At 57.9% G+C, this 11,825-nt stretch carries 13 protein-coding genes; 6 read left to right on the forward strand and 7 right to left on the reverse strand.

Translation table 11 applies throughout. The features are described 5' to 3' along the window. Window positions 1-59: 59 nt before the first annotated feature. Window positions 60-509, reverse strand: a complete 450-nt coding sequence (locus MPRO_RS18515; protein ID WP_067296455.1) for an HIT domain-containing protein — start codon at window positions 507-509, stop codon at window positions 60-62. A 71-nt stretch (window positions 510-580) separates the two neighbouring features. Between MPRO_RS18515 and MPRO_RS18520 the strand changes: the two genes are divergently transcribed. Both MPRO_RS18520 and MPRO_RS18525 read left to right on the forward strand, forming a co-directional pair. Then, entirely contained in the window at window positions 581-1,711 is a 1,131-nt protein-coding gene (locus MPRO_RS18520) for a GNAT family N-acetyltransferase (protein WP_067296457.1), read from the forward strand. Window positions 1,712-1,990: 279 nt separating this feature from the next. Then, window positions 1,991-2,239: a hypothetical protein gene (locus MPRO_RS18525; RefSeq protein WP_369406746.1), complete on the forward strand. Its 249-nt coding sequence runs from the start codon at window positions 1,991-1,993 to the stop codon at window positions 2,237-2,239. Window positions 2,240-2,423: 184 nt separating this feature from the next. On the opposite strand, the gene nhaD is transcribed toward MPRO_RS18525, so the two are convergent. From nhaD to MPRO_RS18540, 3 genes are all read right to left on the reverse strand, one after another. Then, window positions 2,424-3,668, reverse strand: coding sequence for a sodium:proton antiporter NhaD (gene nhaD, locus MPRO_RS18530; RefSeq protein WP_067296465.1), 1,245 nt, complete (start codon window positions 3,666-3,668; stop codon window positions 2,424-2,426). Between the two features lie 713 nt (window positions 3,669-4,381). Continuing rightward, entirely contained in the window at window positions 4,382-4,567 is a 186-nt protein-coding gene (locus tag MPRO_RS18535; RefSeq protein ID WP_067296556.1) for a hypothetical protein, read from the reverse strand. Window positions 4,568-4,700: 133 nt separating this feature from the next. Next, a complete protein-coding gene (locus tag MPRO_RS18540) occupies window positions 4,701-4,946 on the reverse strand; it encodes a TIGR02647 family protein (RefSeq protein ID WP_067296467.1) in 246 nt (81 codons plus the stop codon). 285 nt (window positions 4,947-5,231) lie between these two features. Here MPRO_RS18540 and gcvA point away from each other — a divergent pair, with 285 nt between their 5' ends. Continuing rightward, window positions 5,232-6,170: a transcriptional regulator GcvA gene (gene gcvA / locus MPRO_RS18545; protein ID WP_245635134.1), complete on the forward strand. Its 939-nt coding sequence runs from the start codon at window positions 5,232-5,234 to the stop codon at window positions 6,168-6,170. On the opposite strand, the gene MPRO_RS18550 is transcribed toward gcvA, so the two are convergent. The 3 genes from MPRO_RS18550 to MPRO_RS18560 form a co-directional block, all read right to left on the reverse strand. Then, window positions 6,153-6,674 carry an META domain-containing protein gene (locus MPRO_RS18550; protein ID WP_067296470.1) on the reverse strand — a complete coding sequence of 174 codons (522 nt, stop codon included), beginning with the start codon at window positions 6,672-6,674 and terminating at the stop codon, window positions 6,153-6,155. The genes gcvA and MPRO_RS18550 overlap by 18 nt on opposite strands. Before the next feature lie 158 nt (window positions 6,675-6,832). Then, window positions 6,833-8,026: an enoyl-ACP reductase FabV gene (gene fabV / locus MPRO_RS18555; protein ID WP_067296560.1), complete on the reverse strand. Its 1,194-nt coding sequence runs from the start codon at window positions 8,024-8,026 to the stop codon at window positions 6,833-6,835. Window positions 8,027-8,233: 207 nt separating this feature from the next. Beyond that, window positions 8,234-9,019: a TOBE domain-containing protein gene (locus MPRO_RS18560; RefSeq protein WP_067296474.1), complete on the reverse strand. Its 786-nt coding sequence runs from the start codon at window positions 9,017-9,019 to the stop codon at window positions 8,234-8,236. A 255-nt stretch (window positions 9,020-9,274) separates the two neighbouring features. On the opposite strand from MPRO_RS18560, the gene modA reads away from it, so the two are divergent. Genes modA through modC form a run of 3 tightly spaced genes read left to right on the forward strand, consistent with a single transcriptional unit; the run spans window position 9,275 to window position 11,823 of the window. Then, entirely contained in the window at window positions 9,275-10,039 is a 765-nt protein-coding gene (gene modA, locus MPRO_RS18565; RefSeq protein WP_067296477.1) for a molybdate ABC transporter substrate-binding protein, read from the forward strand. Next, the gene (gene modB / locus MPRO_RS18570) at window positions 10,040-10,732 is read left to right on the forward strand and encodes a molybdate ABC transporter permease subunit (protein ID WP_067296480.1); all 693 of its coding nucleotides are present in this window, start codon (window positions 10,040-10,042) and stop codon (window positions 10,730-10,732) included. Next, window positions 10,726-11,823: a molybdenum ABC transporter ATP-binding protein ModC gene (gene modC, locus MPRO_RS18575; RefSeq protein WP_067296483.1), complete on the forward strand. Its 1,098-nt coding sequence runs from the start codon at window positions 10,726-10,728 to the stop codon at window positions 11,821-11,823. Before modB ends, modC begins: the two co-directional genes overlap by 7 nt. Window positions 11,824-11,825: the final 2 nt, after the last annotated feature.

Consider the following 11,825-nt stretch of genomic DNA (forward strand, 5'->3'; position numbering starts at 1 on the left):
AGCCCGTACCTTAGCCGACACACACGTCTGTACTGCTGCCGTCGGCCAACACCTGCCAATCAAACGGACTGTGGCACGAAGTCCAGCTCACCTGACATCAGCGCCTGCAGCTTCTTGCGGATATCCCCAACCTGCTCCGCGGTGTAACTGCGCGCAGGCAGCTTGCCCCACACAGGACCAGGCCAAGCCGGGTCTTTTTCGAACCGCACGATGTGATGCAGGTGCAGCTGTGGCACCATATTGCCCAGGGACGCGACATTCATCTTGCGTGCGACAAAGGCGTCAGCCAGATTTTCGGCCAGAAAGCAGGATTCCCGCATCAGCTGCACCTGATCTTGTGATGACAGGTGGTAAATTTCGCTGACACCGCTGCGCCGCGGCACCAGCACAAACCAGGGATAGTTGGCATCATTGATCAGCAGCAATCGACAGAGCGCAAAGTCTCCCAACGCAATACAGTCCTGCGCCAGCTGCGGGTGGAGTTCAAATTCGAGTTCCAGCTCATCCATCTTGGGGCTCCTGTTCGCCACACCAAAACCCGATATTCTGCACCCGGGCATTCATGGAAGTATAGGTAAAAATGCTTGAACTCAAGATTCTCACTGACATCAGCGCAATAGGCCCAGACACCTGGAACCGACTCTGCGGCATAGACTACCCCTTTCTGCGTTATGAATTTCTCGCCGCCCTGGAAGACAGCAATAGCGTCAGCCCTGAAACCGGCTGGCAGCCCCTGCATATCGCTGTCGTACAGGACGGCGAAACCATCGCTGTGATGCCGATGTACCTTAAAACCCACTCTTACGGCGAATACGTGTTCGACTGGTCCTGGGCTGATGCCTACCAGCGCCACGGGCTGGACTACTACCCCAAACTTGTCACGGCCATCCCTTTCACCCCCGCCGCCGGACCTCGTATCGGCAGCAGCCAGCCGACAGAAAACCTGATGCCCGCCCTGCTGGATGCCATTCGGCAGCTGGCAGAGCGCTTTGGGGCCTCTTCCTGGCACGGCCTCTTCGTAGAGCCCGAACTGCGACAGAGCATGGAAGCATCCGACCTAACGCTGCGCCTGGGCACCCAGTATCACTGGTTCAACGAAGACTTTCGCAACTTCGACCATTTCATGGAAAAATTCGCCTCGCGCAAACGCAAGAACATCCGCCGCGAGCGCCAAAAGGTGATCAAGCAACAAATCAGCCTGCGCCGCATTGAAGGCACCGACATCAGCCCCGAGCTGCTCGAGGTTTTCTACGCCTTTTACCAAAACACCTATCTAAAGCGCGGTCGCACAGGCTACCTGACACCTGAATTTTTCCGGCTGCTACACCTAAACATGCCAGAGCAGCTGCTGCTGGTGCTCGCCGAAAAAGACGGCCAGCCCGTTGCTGCGGCGCTGTCACTCAAGAGCAGCTCCACGCTGTACGGCCGCTACTGGGGCTGCCTGGATGACTACGACAGCCTGCATTTTGAAACTTGCTATTACCAGGGTATCGAATACTGCATCGACCAGGGTCTGACCCGCTTCGACCCCGGCGCCCAGGGCGAGCACAAGATTCAGCGCGGTTTTCAGCCGATCGAAACCTGGTCCGGCCACTGGGTCAAACACCCAGGCTTCGCCGGTGCCATCGACAAGGCCATGGGCGAGGAACGCAGCGCCATGCGTGCTCAAATTGAAGAATTAACAAGTTGGCTGCCATTTAGAAAGGACTGAAACGCCATAAAACATCGGCCTTTGCAGGCGTACAATCGCTCAACGCACTGCAATATGGAGCACAACGAGGATCGCATTAATTTCACTTTGCAGCCGCAGCATGAGCCACAATAAACAAGCAGGGCAGGCGCATGAATTTAAATACGCAAGCTTCCATAGCGACCATCAGCAAGCCCTTCTACACTCATGATTGCTCTCAGGGACGGCAATGCAAAAAGTGAAGAGCACCCCCAACCATGGAGATAGCACAGTATGTTGACGTATGAAGAATGTTTGGCAATGTGTGACTTGACGGAGGCTGAAATCGAGGCAATCGCGGAACATGAACACATGGACCCCATGATCGCGATGGCTCTAGGGCAGTACCTGACATCCCACCACGGCGACCAGCGAATCAAGAGCATCATTCTTGATGACATAAAACGCGCTGAACGGTGCGGCAATACAACTCATGCCGAAGTCTTGCGCAAGGTGCTGCAACACTTTCTGGCAACCCACCCGGAACATGGCAACAGCGCCGCCGCGTGACAGCAAGTTGTACTAGAAACCGCTTAATCAGACTTTCAACCGAAGCAGAGACACTTCCCCCTTCTCTCTCTGCTGCGTTTCGGGCAGAAGCCGGCACCAAGGCGCCGACTCCTGCCCGCACTTTTATTTGACCACCCCTGACACACGAAACGACATCAGACGATAACGGCCAAGCGCCAGTGCACTACAGCATGGTATCTGCGATCGCCAGCACCGCCACATAACCCACACTATAGGCCAGCAGCAAACGCGGCAGAAAACGCAGGTATGTCGCAAAGCTGAGAGCTTCAATCTTGCTCATGGCAATAACTCCCGCCGCCGAGCCGATGATCAGCAAGGATCCGCCCACACCGGTAGCATAGGTCAGCCCCATCCAGTCCGCACGATCCATGTCGATGCCGGATTTGAGGATGGCTGCAGTCAAAGGCACGTTATCCACCAGCGCAGACAGCAGACCGACCACGTAGTTGGCCGCATAGACCGGCATCACCTGGTACAGCGCCGGCAACTGATCCAGCACCGACAGCTCCTTGAGCATGCCCACCAGCAGCAGCACGCCGAGGAAGAACAACAGGGTGTCGAACTCGATCTCGCGAATATACTCCAGTACGCTCTGGCTTGAGGGCGTATTGCGGTTAAGAAACTGGTACATCAGAAACATCACCGAGAGCCCGAACAGGAAGCTCAGTACCGGCGGTACACTGAAATACACGCTCATGAAGAGCGTCGAGCCAATGGTCAGCACGAACAGCAGCGCTATCACCTTGTCACGCCCGCCGATGGGACGCCGAAAATGGGGAATATCCAGCTCGCCCGTGGTGCCGCCGAGCATTGTCAGCAACAGTACAACGACCCCCAATACAGCCGCAGGTATGAGCATAAACAGGTTGCTGATACTGACCTTGCCAGCCAGGAAGATCATCAGGGTGGTCACGTCGCCGGTAATCAGCGATACACCACCGGAGTTCACCGCAAACACCAGCAATGCCGCAAATTTCAGCACGGTTTCGGTCTTGAGCTTGAGAGAGGACAGCAGCGATAGCATGATCAGGGATGCAGTGATGTTATCCGCCAGGGACGAAAACGCCAGGGCCAGCAGGGCCATCAAGAGCATCAGCTGACGCTGACCGATACGCGCTGGCAGAATGCGATACACCATCTGGGTAATCAGTCCCTGCTGGTTGAGATAGGCCACAAAGGTCATCGCCGACATCAAAAACAGCCACAGGGTGGCAATATCCAGCAGGTTTTCGTTCAATTGCGCCTGAATGGTCGCGGCATCAGTGCCGGGTTCAGGAAAGATAAACGCCAGCAGCCAGACGAGGGTTCCCAGAAACAGGCTCGACTTGGCTTTATTGATATGGACAAAGTCTTCGGCCACGATCAACACAAACGCCAGCACGATAAGGCATAGCAGTATCCAATGCATGGAGTGGTTCACTCCCCAGGTGTGGGCTGTCCCGCAGGGGGACAAAAAATTGGCAGTTCACTGGCCCCTTTCAAACGGGCCGGATTGCCAACACTGGGCATGATGAACAGCCAATCGCTTCCTGCTACACACCAGGAGGCCGGCATCAACTGAATACCACCGCTGCAGCTACAACTGGCAGACACGGTCGTGGACGAAGGAGCAAGCACCTCAAAACGCGCTCAATATGCCCAATTGCGACACTAAGGTCGAGCCCTGCCCGCATAAAATATTGGCCGACCCAGCCCCGCCCTGCTTGCGCGGTACGTCAATCGCTCCGATTTCCTGGCTCCAGAGCCTGCTAGCAGCCTGTCGGACTTACCACTGATCTACTGCGGAAAAGCCGATTTTGGGCATTATTCGCGCTCTTTTTTGTTAAATAGAACCACTATTCGCCTCAAAAGAGCTCAAAAACTGCCTCAAAACGGACTTTCCCTCGCTACGATCGGCCAAGTCCGACAGGCTGCTAGCACGTCGTTTAACCCGCGCGGCATCTCGCTACCAGGCGAATCAAACCTAGCTAATCATTAATTAGGCGCAGAACTTAAGTCGCCAGACCATGCGCAACCAAAGTACAGAGCCAATTGGGTACTTGTGCATGAGTGAAAAATCCTGGGCTAAAAATGCCACGGGCCACCCTTAGGTGGCCCGTGGCCGGCTGCAAGCAGCCGATATTAGTGAAGCGCTTCGTACTTTCTTTGAATCGCTGCAAGTTTGGGTTGAATATCCAGAGGGGCATAACGGATTGCCTGATCAAACAGCGCTCTGTTCTCTTCAGACAGGCGTTCGTCCTCGGTCATAACAGACAGCTTCTGCATGGCTTCAACGAATTTAGGATGGGTTTTAAGCTTGGTTTCCATAATGGTGACTCCCATTCTAGGCAGCATTTCTTGCTCACGCTTATTATTGTGCCGCAGGTGCACAAAACTTCAAAGCTAATCTTCACCCTCCGTGCAGCGCCCGCCGAGCGCGATACCCTCGGCGGTGACAGTTTCAGTTACAGGGCGGCGACTGCAGGATCATCAGCGCCGACTGGGCGTGCTCAGCCGCTTCGCGACCGAGATCCGTCAGATAACCACCATCAGCCTGAGTAATCAGACCTTTTTCAAACAGCCGACCGGTGGCAGAAACCACCGCAGTTTCAGCGTCATGGTGTACCTTGAGGCCTTCCTGGGTTGTCATCAGATTGAAGCGGTTCAGCATGTTCAGCTCTTCAATCATTTCAGGCGAATATGGCATGGGCAACTCTCGCATTAGGATTATTCTTCGAAATTAGGTGCTGCTCAGCATAGAACGATTCACCTATTCCCGTACAGTAGGCAATGCAGCAGAAACAGTCCGCAGCTGTACCACAGGCACAACACCGTGCGGCCCCCGCTTCACAAACCGATGCCCCCTTGCCAAGAAATTAGATGACTTTTGCATCGCTGGCAACCACTGCCAGGCCGTGTTGAGGCCCAGCGGGACAAAGACATTAACGCTTCACTGCAGTGGCGCTATACTAGGGCTCGATATTCGCGCCCTGTGCGCGACCTGACAGGGAGAAATAACATCCGCCGTCTGCCACCACTCAATGCACTGCGCAGCTTCGAAGCCGCCGCCCGCCACGGCAGCTTCAATAAAGCGGCCGATGAACTCTATGTCACACCTTCCGCCGTCAGCCACCAGGTCAAAACACTGGAAGACTTTCTGGAAGTGCGCCTGTTTCTGCGTGAAAAACGCAGGGTCAGCCTTACCAGTGCAGGCGAACGCTACCTGGCCTCTGTACAGCTGGCGCTGGATGAAATCGACAGCGCTACCCGACGCCTGATGGCTTCGCCAAACTCGGTCGCAGTCACCATCAGCGTGGCGCCCGCCTTTCTAACCCGCTGGCTGGTGCCGCGCATCGGTCAGTTTCAAACTGAATACCCCGATGTCGAACTGCGCCTTAGCGCGGCCTATGGCCCGATCGATTTTGATCATTCAGATACCGATATGGCGGTCAACTTTGGCCGTGGCGGCTGGCGTGATGTCGAAAGCACCCACCTGCTCAATGTCCGCCTGGTCCCGGTCTGCAGCCCCGCTCTGCTCACCGGCGACAAGCCCCTCAACAGCCCCGAAGATCTCAAGCGCCACACCCTGATCCGAGTCGCCGACAGGCCGGATGAGTGGCCGCGCATTCTGCGCCAGGCCGGCGTCAGCAGCACCGACATTGGCCGTGTCATGACGTTCTCAAGCACATCGCTGGCCATGTCAGCCGCGATGGAGGGCGTGGGCATTGCGCTGGGCGATGAAAAACTGGTGGAGCGAGAGGTACGCTACGGCCAGCTGGCCAAGCCTTTCGACCTGGTACTGGACAGTGGCAATGCCTTCTTCCTGGTGTACCCCAAGGGCCGGGCGCTGAGTTACGGCATGAAAGCCTTCCACGACTGGGTGATCGAAGCGATCACCCACGATGCGCCCATGTCAGGCATCAATACCTGAGTCAGAGTTGATTGTGCGCGACGGCAAGGAGGCCTCCGGCAGAGGGGTCATGCGACTGAGGCCCCGTTCGCGGGCCGACTCCAGAATCAACTCATCCGCCTGCAGATAGACACGTTCCGCACCGCGCAGAACACGCAGTAACGCCTCCTCCTGGTACATGATGGCGGCGAAACAGAGTTTGCGTGTTGTGGCCAGACGCTCGACCCGCAGACTGCCGTTATTCAGCTCATAGGTGCCGGTGAACTGGTTGCAGCCGGCAGAGCCGAATACATGGCCCTGATCATCAAACTGGATACTGGAGTTGATCGAAGCAGGTACTGGCTGATCAGCCACCTGGACTACCTGCCAGCGAGTGCCGGCAAGGCTGGGTATTGCCACTTTTGTACCAAGGGCAACCGGTGTGGACCCTGTGCCCTGTTGCTGTAATCCAGCACAGCCCGCCAGCAACCCAGCTGCGACCAGAGCACATGCGCCCAGACAAGTACTGCCAAAGATCCGCGTCATCCGTAAAGTCCCTTTAAATTCACTGCCTACGCAGCATAGCAGGCCGCACTCATATGGTGCGCCCAACCGTGGCATCCCTGCCGTTTAACGTTCGTATTGCACAGCTCACTCACCAGGCAAGAAGGCCTGGCGGGTGAAGCGCTTTCGAGTCACATCATTCAGATATCGATAACATCGAAGGGCACCTGGGGGTCCACATCGGCGGCGTAATCTACAGCATCCAAACCGAATCCGAACAGTTTCAGGAACTCCGCCTTGTAGACCGCGTAGTCTGTCAGGTCAAACAGGTTCTCGGTGGTCACCTGAGGCCAGAGGGCGCGGCATTCGCTCTGAATATCATCGCGCAGCTCCCAGTCATCAAGGCGAAAACGGTTGCCCTCATCCATCTTGGCACTGGTGCCGCACAGGCCTGTGGTGAACAGACGCGCCACCTGCTCCATGCAGCCTTCGTGCACGCCATGTGCCTTCATGATGCGGAACACCATGGACAGGTACAGCGGCATGACCGGAATGGCCGAGCTTGCCTGGGTCACAACGGACTTAAGCACCGCCACATTAGCCTGGCCGCCCTTGGCAGCCAGCAGGCCGTTGAGGGCCGTTGCGGCGCGATCAAGATCCTGCTTGGCCTTGCCCAGAGCGCCATCCCAGTAAATTGGCCAGGTGATATCGGTACCTATATAGCTGTACGCCACCGACTTGCAGCCTTCAGCCAGTACACCGGCATCATTCAGCGCATGCAGCCAGAGTTCCCAGTCTTCACCGCCCATAACAGTAACCGTATTGGCCACTTCTTCTTCGGTCGCAGGCTCAACTTCAGCCTCGATAATGCAGTCACGGTTGGTATCGATAGCGGTTGCGCGGTAAGTTTCGCCGATGGGCTTGAGCACCGAGCGCACAACTTCGCCGGAATCCGGCATTTTGCGCACAGGCGATGCCAGGGAATAGACCACCAGATCAATTTGCCCCAGATCCTGCTGAATCAGCTCAACAACCTTCTGCTTGGCTTCATGGGAGAAGGCATCACCGTTCAGGCTTTTGGCGTACAGACCTGCGGCATGCGCCTCTTGCTCGAAAGCAGCGGAATTGTACCAACCGGCGGTACCGGTCTTGCGCTCAGTGGCAGGCTTTTCAAAAAACACGCCAATGGTGGCAGCACCCGAACCAAAGGCCGCAGCGATACGGGACGACAGGCCATAACCGCTGGACGCGCCTATCACCAGCACCCGCTTTGGGCCATTCTCAACAGTGCCATGCTGGCGGGTATAGTCGATCTGCTCGCGCACGTTCTGAGCACAGCCCGTAGGATGGGTGGTAGTACAGATGAAGCCGCGGATTTTCGGTTGGATGATCATGCTTTTTTCAGTCTCAGGCCATTCAATTCGATGCACAAAGTGTGCGGCAACGATACCCGAAACTCCCGCCTGATAACAGCCCGCTGCCTGCCCCACCCAAACCCGCCGACTGATAACGCGCACTGCATGCGACACTGCTTGATACAATCATGCTCAATCCGTGCGACCTGCCCTATCCACCAGCCATCGAGTGCGACTCCAGGCCTGTCAGGTCAGCGCAGCCACCAGCGCCTGTTCCGGTGCAAAGCGCAAACGCACTGTATCCCCAGGCAATAGCCCCCTCGCCAGATCACGCGACACCAGCGCACAGGCCTCATCGCCGCCCTTGAGACGCACCTGAAGCTCAATACTCTGGCCACAGTCTTCCAGCCCGGTGAGCGTACCCTCAAGCCGATTCAACCCAGGATCAGAGAGCAGCGCTGCGTCTGCAATTAATTCGATGGCTGGAGCCTTGAGCAACAGGAGCACGTCCTTGCCCGGCGACAGTGCCAGGCGTTCGCGACTGCGCCGGGTAATACTCGCGCAAAGCGGGGTACCATCGGCCAGGGCTGTGAAAATGCGCTCATCCGGGCCTATCGACTCAATGCGTTCGACGACACCAAAAAACTGATTGCGGGCGCTGGTTTGCAATGACATCCGCGCCATGACCCCCAGCAAACTGTGCAGCGGAATACTGTCGTCCTCCAGCGCCGCCAGCGCTTGCCCCTGCACCTGCTCCAGCAATTCATACAGCTGCACAAAACGAACACCACGGCGGGTCAGCGCGGCTCCGCCGCCACCACGCCCGCCCACCGCAGATTCGACAAGCGCCTCGGGACTGCGCAGATTCATCTCCTTGACTGCATCCCAGGCGGCCTTGTAGCTAAGGCCCGCCAGTTTTGCGCCCTGACTGATGGACCCGGTAACCCCTATCTGACGCAACAGAGCGATACGCTTGGGATTTGCCAGCAGTTTGCTGTCCTGCAGCAGGGTCAGTACGACCTCAAGTTCCATAAATCTCCACTTCGCACGCACCTTAACCGACGCCTTGACCGCCACCGCACCAGACGCCCTGGCCACCCATTGTGCCCGTCGCAGCCAAAACCTCAAGCCATGGCAACAAGAGCAAACAGCTGCGCGTAAAAAGCAAACCGCAGTGCGGTGAACTTGCATAGCGCTATATACCTTGATATATATCGATACCCCAATCAACACTCAAAATCCGCGCCTGTCACCAGGCCCTGAATGCTTTACTGCCGGACAGCCCCCATGCGCCTGAAACCCATCGCCGTATTGCTTGGCCTGCTGCTAGGCCTGCTATCCGGCACCACCCGCAGCGCAGAGTCTCTCAGCATCTATGCGGCCGCCTCGCTGACCAATGCGTTAAACGACGTGATCGCCGCCTACGGTGAAACCCACTCGACAAGGGTCATCGCCAACTATGCCTCATCATCCACCCTGGCGCGCCAGATAGCACAGGGCGCGCCGGCGGATCTTTATATCTCGGCCAACCTGCAATGGATGGATTATCTGACGGAGGCCGGCGTACTGGCCGATGACAGCCGCCGTACCCTGCTGGGCAACCGCCTGGTGCTGGTCACTGCCCGCGACAGCGCCCTGGCAACCGTTGAGCTGCATCCGGACTGGGATCTGGCCGGCGCTCTGGGTGACAGTCGTCTGGCCCTGGGTGATCCTGATCACGTGCCGGCCGGACGCTACGCCAAAGAAGCACTGCAGTGGCTCGGGCTCTGGCCGGTCGCAGAACCGCGCCTGGCCCGAGCCAACAATGTGCGTGGTGCCCTGGCACTGGTTGAGCGCGGCGAAGCCCCCTTGGGCATCGTCTATGGCAGCGATGCCTTAAGCGCCAGGGTGCGGATTCTGGCAGAGTTTCCACCCCACAGTCACAGCCCCATCGACTATCCAGTCGCCATTGTACGCAACGCAGACAGCCCCGCCGCCCGCGAGTTGCTGGCTTTCCTGAACGCGCCCCATGCCACCGATATTTTTCGTCGCCACGGCTTTGAAGTTCACTAGATGCTGAGCGAATACGAATGGCAGGCACTGATACTCAGCCTGAAAATATCCAGCGTCGCGGTGCTCTGGAGCCTGCCGCCTGGCATTCTGCTGGCCTGGCTGCTGGCCCGCGGGCGTTTTCCCGGCAAGGCACTGCTCGACAGCCTGATTCATCTGCCGCTGGTGCTACCACCGGTCGTGATCGGCTATCTGCTGCTGATTGGCATGGGTCGCCAGAGCATGATCGGGGGCTGGCTGTACGAGAGTTTTGGCCTTAGCTTCAGTTTCAGCTGGCGCGGTGCGGCACTGGCCTCCGCCGTGGTGGCCTTCCCGTTACTGGTACGCGCCATCCGGCTGTCACTCGAGGCCGTGGACCGCCGCCTCGAAGAAGCCGCCCACACTTTGGGCGCAGGACGGCTGCGCGTCTTTGCCACCATCACCCTGCCCCTGACACTGCCCGGTATTCTGGCCGGCACCGTGCTGGCCTTCGCCCGCTGCCTGGGTGAGTTTGGCGCGACCATCACCTTTGTCTCCAATATTCCCGGAGAAACACGCACCCTGCCCCTGGCCATGTTCAGCTTTATCGAAACCCCTGGCGCTGAAGCCGAGGCCGCTCGCCTGTGCGTAATCGCCATAGTCGTTTCACTGGCCGCTCTGCTGTTCTCCGAATGGCTGGCCCGCCTGACCCGCCGTCGGCTGGAGGGCGCATGCTGAGTATCTGTATTAAAAAGCGCCAGGGTGACCTCGACATGGAGCTGGATATCCAGCTACCGGCACAGGGTATCAGTGCCATCTTCGGCCGTTCAGGGGCCGGCAAGACGTCCCTGATCAACATGATTAGCGGCCTGGTGCGCCCAGATCAGGGCCAGATCGCGCTAGGTGACGAGGTGCTGTTCGACAGCCGCCGCAATATTCATCTGCGCCCGGAGCAGCGCCGGATCGGCTATGTGTTTCAGGATGCCCGCCTCTTCCCGCATTACAGCGTGGAAGGCAATCTGCGCTACGGGTCTCGCAAAACAAACCCAAAACAGTTTGCGGATGTGATCGAACTGCTGGGCATAGGCCCGCTGCTGCTGCGCGCGCCTTCGACCCTGTCAGGCGGTGAACGTCAGCGCGTTGCCATAGGCCGAGCTCTGCTGAGCCAGCCACGCCTGCTGCTGATGGATGAGCCACTGGCCTCCCTCGATATGCCGCGCAAACGCGAGTTGATGCCCTACCTGGAGCGCCTGGCGGCGGAAGTCCAACTGCCGATTCTGTATGTCAGCCACAGCCTGGATGAGGTACTGCGCCTGGCAGATCACCTGGTATTGCTGGACAAAGGCCGCGCCCCCTTGCAGGGGCCACTGGAAGAGGTCTGGGGATCGGCACAGATGCGCCCCTGGTTTGCGGCAGAGGATCTAAGCTGCGTACTTAACGCCAGGGTGCTATCCCAAGAGCCAAAGTGGCAGATGACGCAGTTGTCACTGGGGGAAGATTTGCCACTTTGGGTGCGCAGCATCGAGATGCCGGCGGGGCAACAGGTACGATTGCGCATTCGTGCCAACGATATTTCCATTGTGCGCACGCGGGCGCAGCACAGCAGTATCCGCAATGTGCTGCCAGCACGCATCGAAGCGCTGGAGCCGGATGAAAGCGGTCATCAAATGGCGGTGCAGCTGTGTATCGGCAGCCACCGCCTGTGGGCGCATATTACGCTCTGGGCCGCATCTGAACTGGGATTGAGTGTCGGTGATGAGGTGTTTGCCCAGATCAAGGGAATTAGCCTCAATCAGACAGACTGGGCCGCCCACGGGGGGCGACCCTGATC

This window comes from Marinobacterium profundum (assembly GCF_001528745.1).
GTDB classification, from domain to species: Bacteria; Pseudomonadota; Gammaproteobacteria; order Pseudomonadales; family Balneatricaceae; genus Marinobacterium_A; species Marinobacterium_A profundum.

What these genes read in the sequence shown, in the direction of transcription:
- MPRO_RS18515 (WP_067296455.1), bottom strand. Translation starts at nt 509, where the DNA reads ATGGATGAGCTGGAACTCGAATTTGAACTCCACCCGCAGCTGGCGCAG.
- MPRO_RS18520 (WP_067296457.1), top strand. Translation starts at nt 581, where the DNA reads ATGCTTGAACTCAAGATTCTCACTGACATCAGCGCAATAGGCCCAGAC.
- MPRO_RS18525 (WP_369406746.1), top strand. Translation starts at nt 1,991, where the DNA reads ATGTGTGACTTGACGGAGGCTGAAATCGAGGCAATCGCGGAACATGAA.
- nhaD (WP_067296465.1), bottom strand. Translation starts at nt 3,668, where the DNA reads ATGCATTGGATACTGCTATGCCTTATCGTGCTGGCGTTTGTGTTGATC.
- MPRO_RS18535 (WP_067296556.1), bottom strand. Translation starts at nt 4,567, where the DNA reads ATGGAAACCAAGCTTAAAACCCATCCTAAATTCGTTGAAGCCATGCAG.
- MPRO_RS18540 (WP_067296467.1), bottom strand. Translation starts at nt 4,946, where the DNA reads ATGCCATATTCGCCTGAAATGATTGAAGAGCTGAACATGCTGAACCGC.
- MPRO_RS18550 (WP_067296470.1), bottom strand. Translation starts at nt 6,674, where the DNA reads ATGACGCGGATCTTTGGCAGTACTTGTCTGGGCGCATGTGCTCTGGTC.
- fabV (WP_067296560.1), bottom strand. Translation starts at nt 8,026, where the DNA reads ATGATCATCCAACCGAAAATCCGCGGCTTCATCTGTACTACCACCCAT.
- MPRO_RS18560 (WP_067296474.1), bottom strand. Translation starts at nt 9,019, where the DNA reads ATGGAACTTGAGGTCGTACTGACCCTGCTGCAGGACAGCAAACTGCTG.
- modA (WP_067296477.1), top strand. Translation starts at nt 9,275, where the DNA reads ATGCGCCTGAAACCCATCGCCGTATTGCTTGGCCTGCTGCTAGGCCTG.
- modB (WP_067296480.1), top strand. Translation starts at nt 10,040, where the DNA reads ATGCTGAGCGAATACGAATGGCAGGCACTGATACTCAGCCTGAAAATA.
- modC (WP_067296483.1), top strand. Translation starts at nt 10,726, where the DNA reads ATGCTGAGTATCTGTATTAAAAAGCGCCAGGGTGACCTCGACATGGAG.